At 67.3% G+C, this 15,143-nt stretch carries 11 protein-coding genes; 6 read left to right on the top strand and 5 right to left on the bottom strand.

Annotated elements, in window-relative coordinates; translation table 11 throughout:
• Positions 1 to 13: 13 nt before the first annotated feature.
• Together FG91_RS10740 and FG91_RS10735 are read right to left on the bottom strand one after the other, a co-directional pair.
• A complete protein-coding gene (locus FG91_RS10740; RefSeq protein ID WP_037514871.1) occupies positions 14 to 1,171 on the bottom strand; it encodes a hypothetical protein in 1,158 nt (385 codons plus the stop codon).
• A gap of 19 nt (positions 1,172 to 1,190) precedes the next feature.
• Positions 1,191 to 2,156: a retropepsin-like aspartic protease gene (locus tag FG91_RS10735; protein WP_037514870.1), complete on the bottom strand. Its 966-nt coding sequence runs from the start codon at positions 2,154 to 2,156 to the stop codon at positions 1,191 to 1,193.
• 205 nt (positions 2,157 to 2,361) lie between these two features.
• Between FG91_RS10735 and FG91_RS20990 the strand changes: the two genes are divergently transcribed.
• From FG91_RS20990 to FG91_RS10705, 6 genes are all read left to right on the top strand, one after another.
• The gene (locus FG91_RS20990; RefSeq protein ID WP_052187503.1) at positions 2,362 to 3,456 is read left to right on the top strand and encodes a sensor histidine kinase; all 1,095 of its coding nucleotides are present in this window, start codon (positions 2,362 to 2,364) and stop codon (positions 3,454 to 3,456) included.
• On the top strand, positions 3,453 to 4,199 hold the full coding sequence (locus FG91_RS10725) for a LytR/AlgR family response regulator transcription factor (RefSeq protein ID WP_037514868.1): 747 nt from the start codon (positions 3,453 to 3,455) through the stop codon (positions 4,197 to 4,199). Before FG91_RS20990 ends, FG91_RS10725 begins: the two co-directional genes overlap by 4 nt.
• Before the next feature lie 218 nt (positions 4,200 to 4,417).
• Positions 4,418 to 4,627: a hypothetical protein gene (locus FG91_RS21750; RefSeq protein ID WP_037514865.1), complete on the top strand. Its 210-nt coding sequence runs from the start codon at positions 4,418 to 4,420 to the stop codon at positions 4,625 to 4,627.
• A gap of 136 nt (positions 4,628 to 4,763) precedes the next feature.
• Complete coding sequence (locus FG91_RS10715; protein WP_037514862.1) at positions 4,764 to 5,363, top strand: hypothetical protein; 600 nt, start codon at positions 4,764 to 4,766, stop codon at positions 5,361 to 5,363.
• Between the two features lie 218 nt (positions 5,364 to 5,581).
• Positions 5,582 to 8,569 carry a DUF2339 domain-containing protein gene (locus FG91_RS10710; protein WP_052187502.1) on the top strand — a complete coding sequence of 996 codons (2,988 nt, stop codon included), beginning with the start codon at positions 5,582 to 5,584 and terminating at the stop codon, positions 8,567 to 8,569.
• A 30-nt stretch (positions 8,570 to 8,599) separates the two neighbouring features.
• Positions 8,600 to 9,769, top strand: a complete 1,170-nt coding sequence (locus tag FG91_RS10705; protein ID WP_037514861.1) for a benzoate/H(+) symporter BenE family transporter — start codon at positions 8,600 to 8,602, stop codon at positions 9,767 to 9,769.
• A gap of 99 nt (positions 9,770 to 9,868) precedes the next feature.
• Here FG91_RS10705 and FG91_RS10700 read toward each other — a convergent pair whose 3' ends face one another.
• From FG91_RS10700 to FG91_RS10690, 3 genes are read right to left on the bottom strand one after another with little or no spacing between them, the layout of a single operon-like run.
• Positions 9,869 to 12,019 carry a prolyl oligopeptidase family serine peptidase gene (locus FG91_RS10700; protein WP_037514859.1) on the bottom strand — a complete coding sequence of 717 codons (2,151 nt, stop codon included), beginning with the start codon at positions 12,017 to 12,019 and terminating at the stop codon, positions 9,869 to 9,871.
• A gap of 17 nt (positions 12,020 to 12,036) precedes the next feature.
• Positions 12,037 to 12,528 (bottom strand): FKBP-type peptidyl-prolyl cis-trans isomerase, encoded by a 492-nt coding sequence (locus FG91_RS10695; RefSeq protein ID WP_037514857.1) that lies wholly within the window; start codon positions 12,526 to 12,528, stop codon positions 12,037 to 12,039.
• Between the two features lie 60 nt (positions 12,529 to 12,588).
• Complete coding sequence (locus FG91_RS10690; protein ID WP_161785646.1) at positions 12,589 to 15,111, bottom strand: TonB-dependent receptor domain-containing protein; 2,523 nt, start codon at positions 15,109 to 15,111, stop codon at positions 12,589 to 12,591.
• Positions 15,112 to 15,143 lie beyond the last annotated feature (32 nt).

The raw sequence follows: 15,143 nt of genomic DNA, 5'->3' as shown, positions 1-15,143 counted from the left end.
GATTTTTTAGGGGTCAGCCGGGCAAACCGAGCGCGCCGCCGATGACCCCGCGCAGCAGGCCGCGCTTCTTTTTCGGCTTGGCGTCGCCAGCGGGCGCGTCGCTGTCGGCGTCGCCCCCGCCCATCAGCGACGCCAGATCGACACCGAGCATGCCCATATGCGTCGCCTTGGTGCGCAGCTTGACGCCCCAGCCCGCGGGCGCTTCGCGCGGCGATCCGTAATTGGCCTCGGGACCGTAAGCGGTCATCATCAGCATCGCCGATTCCGATGCCTTGCCGACCGCCGACGGGACGACGCATTCGGTCGCTTCGGGGGCGAGCAGAATGCGCTGCTGGACGAGGCGCGCGATGTCGGACTGCTCGAGATAGTCGGGCAACGCCATGCCGGGCATGCGCACCGCGCTCGACGTCCACATCACGATCGTGCCATCCTCGCGCGCGCCGGTCACCGTCATGATATAGCCGCGGGCATTGGCGAGCGCGGGCCAGCTGACCTTGACCGCTCCCGACGCCAGCTCAGAGTTCCGCGGCGCGAGCGGTGCGAGGAAATCATTCCCGCCCGCTACGGCAAAGCGCATCTCGGGCGAATAATTGCCCTGCACGACATGATCGCCGACCAGCGAGGCGGCGCGCGGCACGCGCATGCCGTCCTTGCCCCCCGGCCATTCGCCATAGGTCGCGTGGCGCCCCGCGGACGGCGGCACCATCGCCTTCACATTGGGGATCGCGCCAAAGGGCGACGCCGCGCCCGGTTTCATCGTCGCAAGGTCGATGACCACCGGCTGGCCCGCGGGCACATTTTCGCCGCAGCCCCAGTAAAGCTCGATCCGCCCCTTTGGCGCGTCCGCGGGGCCGGGCCGGTAATCGGGCTTGCCGTCTTCGCGGGGCGCCGCACCGGCCGGCGTGACGAGCGGCAGGCGATCGCCCGCGCGCAGAGCCTGCGGCGGCAGATGTTCGGCGTTCGGCGCGGGATTGCGGCGTGCCGAGCCGAGCTGGAGTGAGAGATTTTTCGCCACGCCCGCCGGCTGGCCGGTCGCCATGCCCGACACGGTTTCGGCCGACAGCCAATAGACGGCTTCGATCTTCGGTTTGGGCGCCTGCTGGGCGAAGGCGGCGGTTGCGGCGATGGCGAGCGCGCCAAGCGCGGCGCTGCCGGTCAGTATCTTGTTCATGCTGCTGTTCCCTCGACGATCAGGGTTGTTTCGGGGCCGGCACGGCCGGCGGCGAGATGTGCAGGCGCAGCCCCGGATGATCGATGACGAAGCGCCGGTCGGCGAACATGTCGATCCCCAGGATCACTGCGGGCTGGTCGAGGGTGAACCCGAGCACCTTGAACACCGACAGGTCGGCGATCCGCACCTTGCGCCCCTCGACCTTCGCCTCGCCGATCGTCAGCGTATCGATCGGCGTTTCGACGCTTGCGGTCGCATGGTTCGTCGCGCCTTTGATATCCGATGCCTTGGCAAGCCCCGGGCTATCGGGAGAAAGCCCGATCGCCTTCGCCGCGGCCCAGTTGATGATCGTCCCGCGCGCGCCGGTGTCGAGGATCGCGGGCACTTCGACGCCATTGAGGCGGATCGTCAGCCGCGGCGCGCGCATATCGTCGAGGACGAAAGGAACCGACACCGAAAGCCCGTCGAGCATTCCGGCCTCGACCCTGGGCGTCATGCGCCAGCGGCGACCGGGCATGTCCAGCTCGACCGCGAAGTCGGCGATGATGTCGGCGCCCAATATGCCGTCGGTGCCAAGCCGGTCGGTCGGCCCGGGCGGAAGCAGCATCAACTCGGGCGAGCGGAAGACATGCCCGGCGACCTCAACCTGCTTGACCACCGCAGTTTCAACGTCGCTCCGCCCCGCCGCGCCATCGAGCGGGTCGTCCGACATTTTTGCGACGAGCCCGGGCATTTCGGCGCGCAGCTTCGGCATGATCGTCGTGCTGCTCGCGGCGGTGTCGATGACAAAGCGTTTGGGCACCGAGCCATCGATGCTGACCTGCACCACGGGATGCCCCGAGGGAAGTATTTCGAGCGGCTGCCCGGTCGCCGCGGGCGCTGCAACAGATGCCGCCCGTTCGGCGGCGGTCACGCGCGCCTCGACGAGAATAAGCGTGCCAAGCAGCCCGAAGGCGGCAAGGCCTGCGCGATAACGATATGCCATGGCGTGTCTCCTTGGCGGCACGGTGCCGCGAATGGAGGTCGGCTATCGGGCCTCGGGTGGCTGTTCCATCAGCCTGCGACCAAGGCGGATCGGGTGTCGCCGGGCATGATCCGGCGCGACGAAGACGGACGCCGGTGCGACGAGCAAGGACGTCAATCGCGCGCACTTCCCTTATGCTGGGCGCGAACTACACATTGGAATTGCTATGCCACTGAAGCCCGAACATCGTCAGACCATTTCGCTGGTCATCGCGACCTGGACCCTGTCCGGCGTGCTCTACCTCGTTCCTTATCACATCTTCAGCGGCGCCAGCACCTATGTCGTCGTTTCGGTGATCAACATCTGCGTGATGGGGACGCTGCTGTCCTGGGGTGTCTATTGGACGGTTCGGAAAACGCGCCACCGCAACATGGCTGCTCGCCTTGCCGCGATGGGCGCTGCGGTGTGCCTCGCCTCGGGCATGCTGGCCTTGATCGACGCTGCGACGGGGGAATGGATCGGCCGGCTCGTCGTATCGTCGCAAATGGCCGCGCCCTTCGGCCTTCGCGCGACCAATAATTTCATCGCGCTCATCTGGCAGTTCGCATTGCTTGGCGCGGCGTTTTCGGTGATCGAGGCGAACAAGCTGACGCGCGAACGCGAACTGGAGCTGGCCGTCGCGCGCGAAGCGGCAAGCCGCGCCGAAGCCGCCGCGAGCGCCGCCAGCCTCGCGGCGCTCCGCTATCAGCTCAATCCGCATTTCCTGTTCAACACGCTCAACGCGATCTCGTCGCTGATCGTCACGAAGGAATATCGCACCGCCGATGCGATGCTCGCCAAGCTGTCCGAATTCCTGCGCGCGACATTGTCGTCCGAACCCGACGCCTTGCTGCCGCTCGAGGATGAGCTCGCGACGCTGCAACATTATCTCGAGATCGAGAGCGTCCGCTTCGGTGAGCGGCTCGCGGTCGAATTCGTCTGTCCGCCCGCGCTCAACAGCGCGCTCGTGCCAAGCTTCCTCCTCCAGCCGCTGATCGAAAATGCGATCAAATATGCGCTCGCGCCGTCCGCGGTCCCCGTGACGATCAGGGTCGAAGCGTCGAGCGACGACGATATGCTGCTCGTCTCGGTCGAGGATGATGGCGCCGGGCAGGAAAAGGACGCACGGCCGGGCACGGGCGTGGGCATCGCCAATGTCCGCCAGCGGCTCGAGACGCTCTATGGCACCAGGGGCAGCCTCGAAACGCTGAAACGCGAACGCGGTTTCCTCGCAATCGCGCGCCTGCCGCTCGAACGGCGCAGCGACGAGCTCGCGGCATGAGCGCGCTTCACGTCCTGCTCGTCGACGACGAGCCGCTGGCGCTCCGGCGCCTCGAAACGCTGTTCGGCGACATCGACGATGTCGAGGTCGTGGGGACGGCTTCGACCGGTGACGAGGCCGAAGCGCGGATCGCGACGCTCAGGCCCGACCTCGTGATGCTCGACATCTCGATGCCGCAAAAGAGCGGCATCCGCGTCGCCGCCGACCTGGTCGCCGATCCGCGCCCCGAAATCATCTTCGTCACCGCCTTCGAACAATATGCGCCCGACGCGTTCGAGGTCGATGCCGCCGACTATCTTCTAAAGCCGGTGCGTTTCGACCGGCTGCGGCAGGCGGTCGAGCGCGCGCGGCGGCGGCGGGCGATGCGCGATGCGGTCGACCGGATTGCGAGCGCCCCGCTGGTCGAAACGCGCGAAGAGGCGATCTGGGTCCAGGTCGCCAGCGGCAACCTCCGCCTGCCCATCGCCCAGATCGAATGGGTCGAGGCCGCGCGCGACTATGTGCTGCTCCACACCTCGACGCGCAGCTACATCCACCGCATTTCGATGACCGCGCTGGAGCAGCTGTTCGATCCGCAGCAACTGATGCGCGTGCATCGGTCGACCTTCATCCGGCCCGCACTGGTGAAAGCCGTGCAGCGGCTCGGCAAAGGGCTCATCGCGCTCGAAATGGAGGATGGCGCGATCGTGCAGGTCGGGCCGAGCTATGTCCGCGCCGTGCTCGACCGGCTCGGCCTGTCCTGACGTTTTCATCGCGCCGGCGTCCACTTTGGTCGACGCGGCAGCGGCCAGGTCGCACGGCGATCCGGTTTCGAAGCAAGCGCGGAGCGCCGGCATCCACACGCCCATAGCGTGACGGTTGCGGCATCGAGCCGCGAGCAGAGACGACCGGCCTGTCCCGCGCCTCGTCCAGCGCGGGGCCGGTCCCTCTGCTCCACCTTCACCGACTATGGAGTCATAACATGAGCAAACTCCCCTTCCTCGCCGCCGCGATCGCGCTCGGCCTGCCGATGCCCGCGCTGGCCAAGGCCGAAGCCAAGCCCGAAGCGCACGCCAAGGCCGAGGCCAAGCCCGAGGCGCGTGCGAAAGCCGAAGCGAAGCCCGAGGCGCGCGCCAAGGCCGAAGCGAAACCCGAAGCCCGCGCGAAAGCCGAAGCGAAGCCCGAAGGCTGATCGCGTCGGTAAAGGAGTGCCGGCGGGATCGCCCCCTTCCCCGGCACTCCGCCACGCTCACCAAAAACCGGCCGATACCAGCCGTTCCCCGGCGCCCCTGCCTTCCGGGCGCTCACCCAGAAAATGAGGAAATGTCATGCGAACCCTGATCCCGGTGGCCGGCTGTGCCGCGCTTCTCCTGGCATTGCCCACGCCGACCCTCGGCCAAGGCTTCCTCAAGCGGATTGCCGACCGCATCGTCGAGGCGCCAAAACAGGTCGCCGATGAAACGACGCCCGCGGATACGCCGTCAGGGGGGAAAGCCACGGCGCCTACGCCTGCCAAAAAGGCATCGTCGCCCAAGATTGCATATCCAAGCGAACTGCCCGATCCCGAAGGCTTCGCCGCCGTGAAGAAGGCCTATGACGACTTCGGAAAGGTGCGCTGCACCAGCTGCGAAGGCGGCTATTCCTATGATGGCTGGCCGGTCTTTCCGCGCGACGAAACACCGCGTCCCTATAATGGATCGAAGCATATATTGGGCGAGTTCGCGATCGGCCATGTCCATCGCTGGAAGGGCGCCGAATCGCAGGGGTCGCTGACCATCGTCAGCGAAGAGCCCGTCGGCGGCTTTCGCTGCCGCCAGCTCCTTTACCGGCTCACCAAGGGAGGTGCCTCGGCGGAACGGCCGGGCCTGCTATGCTGGGGCTACGCCAATCAATTCGCCGGGTCCCAGGGCTGGAACGTGGTTTACTGATTGACGCTGTCGGGCGCGGCCGTTCCGGTCGCGATCGGCCTCGGGCGAATTCCGGCATGAGGTCATCCTGTCGACCTGGTCGAACGCGGGTTGACCGATCGATTGCCGTATCGGGCCGGTGACATCGCCTGCCTTGAGATGCGCAAAGTCATTTACGCTGCCAAACAGATCGAAATTGCTTCCGCTGCCTGCTAGGAACGCAGGCTGAAGGGATCAACGTGTTCGACTTCCTTGCGTTTCTGGCCATCATCATCCTGTTCATCCTGTTGATGGACACCCGCGGCCGGTTGAAACGGGCCGAGGCGACGCTGCTGGAAGCGGCCAAGCGGATCGGCGCGCTGCAGCGCGGGGCTGCACCGCCCGTGACCGGGGACGCGGATGCCGGGATCGCGGCAGTCGTCGGCGAAGCCGCCGTTCCAGTGCAGCGCCAGCCCGTCGTCGCTGCCGATGCAGCGCCGGTCCCCGCGCGATCAGCCGATCCCATCGAGGCGCCTGACACCATAAGCGCGCCGCCTTTGCCCGCCGTCGCCGCGGCGCCTGCGCCGAAACCGCCAAAGGCACCCGTTCCGGCCGGACCGCCCGCCAGTCTCGCATCGCGGTTCGAAAATCTGTTCGGGAAGACGCTGCCGATCTGGGCCGGCGGGCTCACGCTCGCGATCGCCGGCGTGTTGATCGTCCGCTATGCAATCGATGCCGGCTTCTTTGCACGCATCTTCACGCCCGGTGTGCAGATCGTCGCCGGGCTGTTGTTCGGCCTCGGGCTAATCGGCGGCGCCGAATATGCATGGCGCAACGAGGAAAAACTGCGCGACGTCCGCGTGCCCCAAGCCCTTTCGGGCGCGGGTATCGCGACGCTCTATGCCGCGATCATGGTCGCGGCAAACGTCTATCAGCTGATCGGGCCGCTGCTCGCATTCCTCGCGCTCGCGCTCGTCACCGCCGCGGCGCTCGGTCTGTCGCTCCGCTTCGGTCCGCCGAGTGCGTTGCTCGGCCTCGCGGGCGGGCTGGCGGCGCCCGCGATGGTCGGGGCGGTCGAACCCAATGTGCCTTTGCTCGCGGTCTATCTCGCGCTGACGATCGCCGGGCTCGCCGGTGTTGCGCGCGCGCGGCGCTGGCCGTGGCTCGCGCTCGCGGCGCTGATCGGCGGGATCGGCTGGGGGCTGTGGATGGTCCTCGCGAGCGCGGCGCTCGATGTCGTCGGGGCGCTCTCGATCGGCGGTTTCGTCCTGCTCCTCGCGATCGCGCTGCCGATGATGGCGTTCGACGGACCGCGCTCGACGCTGCTGCGCGCCGCGTCCGCGATCGTCGGCGCGCTCCAACTCGCGCTGCTCGTCGGTTATGGCGGCTTCGCGCCGCTCCACTGGGGGCTGTTCGCGCTGATCGCCGCCGCGGGGCAATGGCTCGCCTGGCGCGAGCGCGGCTTCGCGATCGTTCCGGCGATCAGCCTGCTGCTCTCGTTGGCGCTGCTGGCCGCCTGGCCCGATCCGACGCCCTTCTGGTTCGGCCTGATCGGACTGCCGCTCCTGATCATCCACGCCCTGCCGCTCCTTATGCGGATGTGGGCGATCCCCGGAAAGCTGCGCCCGACGCTCGAACTTTGCGTGATCGCGCTCGCCGCCGCGCCGCTGACGAAATGGCATTTCTGGGGCATCGCCGACGGGTCGCTCGCGCTAGTGGCGCTGGGCGGCGCGCTGCTCGCCGCGACCGGTATCGCACGCGGCTGGAAGGTCGAGGGGCGGACAAGCGACGGCCGCGTCGCATGGCTCGCGGCGACGGCGGGCGCGCTGCTAGCGCTCGCCATTCTCCTCGTCATTCCCGCTTGGCTGGCGCCGCTTGGTATCGCGACGGTTGCAGCCGCGCTGTTCTTCTTTGGCAAGGCCGCGCTCGATCCGCGCATCGAACGCGTGGCAGCGGGCTTCGTCGGCGCCGCATTAGTCGCGCTGGTCGCTACGCCGCGTGCCTTGGTCGAGCTGCCGCGGCTGGTCGAGGGTGCAAATGGCGCAGACACCATTGCGCTTATCCGCTGGGGCGGCCTGGCCTTCGCCGCGCTCCTGTTCGCGGTCCGCGGCGAAGGCGCCATCGTGCGCCGGCTCGGCCAGATTGCTACGGCATTGTTCGCCTACGGCGCCTTCGCGCAGCTCCTCCCGGCGAACGCGCTGATGCTCGTTCCGGCGCTGGGCGGAGCGGCGGTGCTTCTTGCCGCACGGCGCGTCCCCTTCAGCCGCGTCGACGGCGCGGCGGCCAGTCTCGCCGCGCTCAGCCTTGCGTGGGCGGCGCTCCCGATGGTCATCTGGTCGACAAAAGCATCGCTTTCGCTCGTCGGTATGCCGATGCAATTCGATGACACGCTGCTCACGATCGAGCCGTTGCTGTTGCGGCTGCTGCTTCCCGCATTGCTGTTCGCGATACCCGTCTGGCTGGTCCGCGACGCGCTCCCCCGTTGGCTGTGGATCGCGGCGCTCAGCCTCGCCGCCATAGTCGGCGGCGTCGCCGTCCATTCGCTCTATCGCATCGGCTTCGCCGCGGCGACGGGCGGGGACTTCGTCACGACGGGCATCCTTCAGCGGCTGATCTGGGAAGCGCTGCTGATCGGCGCGGGCTGGTTCGCGATGGCGCGTGGTCTGATCGGCATCGCGCGTCCGCTGATCATCGCAGGCACCGTGCACGCGCTCTTCTATGGCCTGATCCTGCACAATCCCCTGTGGTCGGCGCAGGCGGTCGGCGGCTGGCCGCTCGTCAACCTGCTCATCCCGCTCTTCCTGCTGCCGTGGCTGGGGCTGACGCGGATGCCCACGCTGTTCGCCAAGGCACCGGCACAGCTCGACCGCGCGATCCAGATCGCGACGATGCTGCTCGCCCTGGGCTTTGCGTGGGCGACGCTTCGACAGCTGTTCCACGGCGCGCTGCTCGCCCAGCCCGGCGTCACCGAGGCCGAAAATATCCTGCGCTCGATCCTCCTCCTCGCGCTCGCGCTCGGCTTCCTCCTGTGGGGCATCCGGGCCAAGCGCCACGACTGGCGCATCGCATCGCTGGTGCTGATGATCGGCGCGGCGGGCAAGGTCTTCCTCTTCGACGCCTCGGGGCTCGAAGGACTCGCGCGGATCGGCTCGTTCGTCGCGCTCGGGTTCAGCCTGATCGGGATCGGCTGGCTCTATAGCCGCCAGCTCGCCCCCGACCGCGACAATGCCGCGGCGGCATCGGCCTGAACCACCCCGACTAACCAGAGAACCGAAACGATGCTGCGTAGCCTGCCCCCTGTCCCGGCCTGGTCCTCGGCGCTGATCGCCGCGCTCGTCGGCTTTGGCGGAACGATCGCGCTCGTCGTCCAGGCGATGCGCAACCTCGGTGCCTCGGGCGACCAGACGGGGTCGGCGGTCACCGCGTTATGCCTCGGCATCGCGGTCGCGGGCGCGGCGCTGTCGTTGCGGCTGCGCATGCCCGTCGTGCTCGCCTGGTCGACCCCCGGCGCGGCGTTGCTCGCCGCCGCAGCGCCCGGCCTGTCGTGGCCCGTCGCGATCGGCATCTTCCTGTCGGCGGCGCTGATGATGATCCTGCTCGGCATCGTCCCGCTGCTCGGGCGGCTCGCCGAGCGCATCCCCGCGTCGATCGCCTCGGCGATGCTCGCGGGGGTGCTCCTGCCCTTCTGCCTCAGGCTGTTCGGGCTCGGGGCCACCGACCCGTTGCTTGTCGCCTTGCTCGTCGCGGTCTTCGTTATCGCGCGCCAGCGGCTGCCGCTCTACGCGCTGCTCCTCGCGCTCGCGGCGGGCATGGCGCTGACGCTGCTGCGCGGCGATATCGGGCCGCTGCCGCCCGGCGCGACCCTCGGCACACTTTTGCCCGTGGTTCCCGCCTTCGACGCGCGCGCGATCCTCAGCGTCGGCGTGCCGCTGTTCCTCGTGACCCTGGTATCGCAGAACCTGCCCGGCCTCGTCGTGCTGCGCAGCGCGGGTTATACGCCGCCGCCGCGCCCGCTGATCGTCGGCAGTGCCCTCGCCTGGCTCGCGGCGGCGCCCTTCGGCGCGCATGGCCTGAACCTCGCGGCGATCACCGCGGCGATCTGCACCGCCGAGGAGGCGCACCCCGACCGTGCGAAGCGGTGGACCGTCGGGATGCTCTACGCGGGCTTCTACCTGCTGCTCGCCATCTTCTCACCGCTGCTCGTGCGCCTCTTTCTCGCGCTGCCGTCCACCGTCATCGCAGCGCTGACCGGCGTGGCGCTAATCCCCGCGCTGCTCGGCGCGATGGAGGCGATGATGGCGGCAAAATCCGACCGCGACCCCGCGATCCTGACCTTCCTCGCCACCGGATCGGGGCTGACGCTGTTCGGGCTCGGATCGGCCTTCTGGGGGCTGGTCGTCGGCTTTCTGGCGCTCGCGGCGAGCCGATGGCTGTCGGCGCGAAGCTGAAATTCAGGTGGCGGCGCGCCGCTGTTCGACCTCGTCCGTCACGACCGGCGCGAAGCGTGCCGCGGGCGGCGGCCCCTTCGCCGAAAAGCGGCCATAGGCCTACTTCTCTCGCTCTGATGGAATGTCGTCGCCCATCAGATAGTCGATCAGGAACGTCATCCGCATCGCCATGATGTCGGGCCGCGCGAGCGGATCGCTGACCCCGTGCCCGCCCTCTTCATCTTCCAGCAACCATGTCTGTCCGGGGGTTTCCATGAGCCGCGCGGCGAGCTTGCGCGCGTGCCCGGGCCCGACGCGATTGTCGGTGGTCGATACGGTGACCAGGAAGGGCGGATAGGTGACGCCGGGCTTCACATTATGGACGGGCGAATAGGCGCGGAGCTTTTCGGCCACGTCGGGCTTGGACGGGTCGCCATATTCGTCCATCCACGCCGCGCCCATCGCGATCTTCGGATAGCGCAGCATGTCGGCGAGCGGTACGTCGCTGATCGCGGCGGCATAAAGATCGGGGCGCTGCGTCGCGACGACCGCCGAGAGCAGGCCGCCATTCGAACTCCCGAACACACCGATATGTTTGGGCTGGGTGAAACCCGATTTCACCAGATCCTCGGTCACCGCGATGAAATCGTCATAGGACACTTGCCGCTTCTCGCGGATTGCGGCCTGGTGCCATGCCTGGCCCCGCTCGCCGCCGCCGCGGATCGCGGGAAGCGCGAGCGCCCCGCCGCGATCGAACCAGAGCTTGAGCGCCTGCCCGCCGAACGCGCGTCCCAGATAGGACGGCGTCAGCGTGATCCCGAACGCGCCATAGCCAGTGATAAGCGTCGGCACTGCTCCCGCCCGCACGGGGGCGTTGGGGCGCACAAGATAATAGTCGACGGGGGTTCCATCCTTCGACCGCGCCGACTTCACCTCGACGGTGTAGCGGCTCTCGTCAAAGGCATGCTGGCCCTGTTCAAGGATGCGCGATGCGCCTTTTGCCGGACGGAACTCAAGCGAAGTGGGAACAAGAAAGCCGGTGCGGCGGATGATGATATCCTCGTCGGCGGCATTGGCGCTCGCGACACCCAGGTCGATCCCCGCCTCGCCGGCGACGACGGACGTGACGCTCCACCCCTTCGCGCCGAACGACGCCGCCTTGATTATGGTCTTGAGCGATTTCTGGACGGGCAGGAACACGCGCGACTTGCTCGACGCATAGCCGCTGAAGAAGGAGATCACCTCACCTTCGGCGGGCGCATAGACGAGCTGGATGCGATCGGCATCCTTCACGTCGGCCGCGAAATCATACGCCATCACGCTTTCGCCCGGATAGCTCCGCCCGTTGATCGTGGCAGGCTCGGTAAGCTGGAACAGCGCATGACGATCGGTCCCGCCCAGCGGCCCGAAGGGCTTGAGCTTTGCGGGAAGCGGCAGCTTGGTCACCCTCCCCGCCGCGTCGACCGAATGGATCTCGAAGGTCGAATAGTCGATCACGCGTGTCATGATCGCGCGCGCCGCGCTCCCCTGCCGCGTGAATTGCAGCGTCGCATCGGTCGCGGGCGCGGTGAAGATCACCGGCGCGCTCGCCACATCCGCCCCGCGCTTCCACAATCGCGCCGCCGCCCCCCAGCCCGCCGCGGTCTTGGGGCTGGCGCCGATCGTGTGCGCGATCACCACATTGTCCCGGTCGAGCCACGCGAATTGCGCGCGCGCCGCGGGCGTGGAAAAGCCGCCTGCAACGAAATCACCCGTCTGCATGTCGAATTCGCGCAGCGCGAGCTCGTCCGACCCCCCGTCCGAAAAGCCGAGCAGGCAGCGGTCATAAGCGGGCGGCAGACAGGACGAGCCGTAACCCCAATTGAGCGCATAGGGCTTGCCCGCCGCCTTGCCATAGGCCGCGACGTCGAGCACCGTGCGCCACGCGCCGGGGCTGCCGTCCTTGCCGCGATCGGCAATCTGGAGCAGCCCCTTGGGATGGGCGGCGTCGCGGAACAGCCGAACCGCGCGCGGCCCCATCAACGCCATGTCGGCGATCGGGGCATTCGCCTTGAGCACCGTCTGCAACTCGGTGAGGATGCCCTGATAACCGGGCAGCGCCATCAACGCCGCCTTGGCCTCTGCCGTCTTCTCGCGCGCCCAGCCCAATGCTTTGGGGTCATCATGCTTTTCGAGCCATTCCAGCTCGTCGGCGTGCGCGGGCGAAGCGGTGGCGATCAGCGCCGCGGCGATTGCGGCAATCGAGGCGCGATACGGGCGAAGACGGTTCATGGGTTCTCGCTTGTCGGTCAGTTTGCGGGGGACGGCGCGGGTTTCGGTGTCGGCTTGTGGCTGATCAGCTGGATGCGAAAGATCAGCACGCTGCCCCCGGGGATCGGACCGACACCCGCGGCGCCATAAGCCATTTCGGCGGGGACGCTGATGATCCACTCGTCGCCCGGCCGCATCAGGCGCAGCGCGGTGCCCCATCCGGGGATCAGCGGGCGCAGCGGAAAGGTCACCGGCTCGCCCTTGGCAAAAGAGGAATCGAATATCGTGCCGTCGACCAGCTTGCCTTCGTAATGGACGGTCACATCGTCCGAAAGCTTGGGCGGGACGCCATCGGCGGGACCCGATTTCAATATTTCATATTGCAGTCCGGGCAGCGCGACGACGCCCTTCTTTTTGGCGTTCTTCTGAAGATAGACGGCGTTGGCATCGGGCGTCTTCGCGGATGCGGCGGTGGGAAGCGCGATCGCGGCGAGCGCGATCAGGGCGGGAGCAAGCATTAGTTTCGGCATGAACTATCCTTCTGGGTGAAGGGACGGGGGCACGCGCCCCCGCCCCGCTCGGAAACGGAATCAGAAGTCGTAGGTCAGCCGGACGCCCGCGGTGCGCGGACGTACATAATATTCGCGCAGACCCGCGCGTCCGGTTTCCTGGACGGTCACCCCGCGCTTGTTCCCGATATTCTCGACGAACGCTTCGACCCGGACGCCGTGGTAGCGAACGCTTCCGCGCAGATCGAATATGCTATAGCCGCCCTGCGTCAGCGTGCCCGCAAGGTTGCTCGGCGCCTCGGAAACATAGCGATGCGACAGGATCGCCAGCGGCTCGAGATCGCTCGCGCCGCGCCACGTCACGCTGTTCGAAACGCGCCAGCGCGACGCGCCGGGCAACCGCGCACCCGCCGGGACGTTCACGCCCCCTGCCCGCACATTGTCGCGCAGCTCGGCGTCGAGATAACCCAATGTCGAGTTGAGCGTGATCGCGCGGCTCGGCCGCCACGTCAGCGCGACGTCGGCACCGATGTTGCGCGCCCGCCCGACATTGTCGGCATAGGCGAGGTTGTCGCCGCGCACGATGAGCAGCTGGATGTCCTTCCAGTCGATATAATAGACGGTCGCGTCGAGCAGGAAATTCTTGTCGGGCGACGATGCGCGCAGGCCGAGCTCGTAATTGGCCAGCTTGTCCGAACCGAAATCGGCGGGCGACGGGAAAAGCGGATTGGTCGGGATCGCATTGGGGCCGCCAAAACGGAAACCCTTTGAGACGAGGCCATAGACGAGCAGATCGTCATTCGGCTCGAACGTCAGCGACACCTTGGGGTTGAAGCCGTCCGCCTGCTGCGTCACCGGCGCGGGTGCACTGACAAGCTGCCCACCCGTCGAGAGCAGGTTGAGCAGGCCCGTCTGGCGCGATTGGTTTTTGACCTTGGTGTCGAAATAGCGCCCGCCCGCGGCCAGCTTCAACGCGGGGGCAAAGCGCCAGGTCGCTTCGCCGAACAGCGCCTTTTCGGTGCCGTTGACGCGCAGATTATAGTCGGTGAAGCGACCGCCCGGTGCCGCCAAAGCCCCGACGCCCGCCCCGAAACGACCGGCGTAGAGCGTTTCGACCAGCGCCGCGGCGCCGTCAAACTCCGAATAGCTCGGCAGGGCGATCTTGATATTATTGAGGCTCGCGCCGACCAGCCATTCGAAATCGCCGCCACTTTCGGACGTCAGCCGCGCCTCGATCAGGTCGCCATTGGCACGCCGTTCGGCAATGAGCGGGATCTGGGTCGGAATATTGCCGAACAGTCCGCGGAAGTTGAGCGTGAAGTCGGTGACGTTCCGGGTCTTCTTGACCATATGGGCGCCGTTCACGGTCAGCGTCGCAAAACCCAGGTCGAAATCGCCGCGCAGGCTGTGCACTTCGGCGGTCGAGCGGAAGGGTTCGAGCATCACCGTGTTGCGCTTCAGATCGCCCAGCCCGGGAAGCGCGACAAAAGCGTCGTCATATTTGCCCTTGAAGTAGAGGCTGAGCGCCGAAATATCGACGCCTTCGACGGGCTGCCACTCGACCGAAACACGACCGCCATAGCTGTCCATCGCGTTCGAATCCTTCTTCGAAACGCCGATATTGTCGAGATAGCCCGCGCTGCGCCGAAAGGTGCCGACCGCGCGGACCGCCAGCTTGTCGGTCACGATCGGCAGGTTGATCATCGCCTTGCCCGACCAGCTCAGATCATCCGAGCTGTCGGTGATCGACGCGCCGGCTTCGACGCGCCCCTCGACCCGGTCGAGCCGCGCGCGTGCCGCGACATAGTTGATCGCGCCGCCCAGCGTCGCCGATCCGAACAAGGTCCCCTGCGGCCCGCGCAGCACCTCGACCCGATCGACGTCGAACGTGTCGACATCGGGGATGCCCGCGCTGTTGAAGGGCTCGGTCAGCGGCACTTCGTTGATATAGATGCCCGTCGTGCCCTGCCCGACGTCGATCGACGTCGTCGACGAAACGCCGCGGATCGAGATCGAGGAATAGCCGGGAATGGCCGCGTTGAACTGAACGCCGGGCAGCTTGGTCAGGTAATCGGCATAGCTTTGCGCGCCCTGTTCATCGAGCTGCTTGCCCGTCACCGCGGTCACCGAACCCGCGACCTTGCGCACATCCTCCTCGCGCTTGTTCGCGGTGACGATGATGACGTCGCCGTCGCTCGGTTCGGCCTCGGCGCTCGCGGCGGGGACCGCCGACGCGGGTACAAAACGGCTGCTGCCCGTCATCGCCGGCGTCCGCTTCGCGGCGCCGCGACGACGCACGATCAAGCCGCCATTGCCATCCGAAACGACTTCGAGCGCGGTGCCCGCGACCAATTTGCGCACCGCGCCCTCCGCGGTCATCACGCCGTCGACCGAACGGCCGCGCAGGCCCGCGACCGCATCGGGGGTGAACAGGATATTGGTGCGCGACTGCGCCGCGACCTGCTTCAACGACTGTTCGAGCGGCTGGCTGGGAACCCGGATATTGGCGCGCGCCTGCGCGGTTGCGGGCGCCGCCGTGAGCGCGACGATCGCCGCCCCCGTTGCCAGCGCCACCTGAAGACTGCGTGCTACCGTCCGTGCCATCGATTCCCCCCAATATGGGAACGGCGTCATGC

It is taken from the genome of Sphingopyxis sp. LC81 (assembly GCF_000756375.1).
GTDB lineage: Bacteria > Pseudomonadota > Alphaproteobacteria > Sphingomonadales > Sphingomonadaceae > Sphingopyxis.
Note: the sequence above shows the minus strand (reverse complement) of the source record. Positions and strands in the feature narration are given on the sequence as shown.

Bases quoted from the DNA above. Each gene is read 5' to 3' on its own strand.
- FG91_RS10725 (WP_037514868.1), top strand. From the start codon at position 3,453: ATGAGCGCGCTTCACGTCCTGCTCGTCGACGACGAGCCGCTGGCGCTC.
- FG91_RS10740 (WP_037514871.1), bottom strand. From the start codon at position 1,171: ATGAACAAGATACTGACCGGCAGCGCCGCGCTTGGCGCGCTCGCCATC.
- FG91_RS20990 (WP_052187503.1), top strand. From the start codon at position 2,362: ATGCCACTGAAGCCCGAACATCGTCAGACCATTTCGCTGGTCATCGCG.
- FG91_RS10690 (WP_161785646.1), bottom strand. From the start codon at position 15,111: ATGGCACGGACGGTAGCACGCAGTCTTCAGGTGGCGCTGGCAACGGGG.
- FG91_RS10695 (WP_037514857.1), bottom strand. From the start codon at position 12,528: ATGCCGAAACTAATGCTTGCTCCCGCCCTGATCGCGCTCGCCGCGATC.
- FG91_RS10700 (WP_037514859.1), bottom strand. From the start codon at position 12,019: ATGAACCGTCTTCGCCCGTATCGCGCCTCGATTGCCGCAATCGCCGCG.
- FG91_RS10735 (WP_037514870.1), bottom strand. From the start codon at position 2,156: ATGGCATATCGTTATCGCGCAGGCCTTGCCGCCTTCGGGCTGCTTGGC.
- FG91_RS21750 (WP_037514865.1), top strand. From the start codon at position 4,418: ATGAGCAAACTCCCCTTCCTCGCCGCCGCGATCGCGCTCGGCCTGCCG.
- FG91_RS10715 (WP_037514862.1), top strand. From the start codon at position 4,764: ATGCGAACCCTGATCCCGGTGGCCGGCTGTGCCGCGCTTCTCCTGGCA.
- FG91_RS10705 (WP_037514861.1), top strand. From the start codon at position 8,600: ATGCTGCGTAGCCTGCCCCCTGTCCCGGCCTGGTCCTCGGCGCTGATC.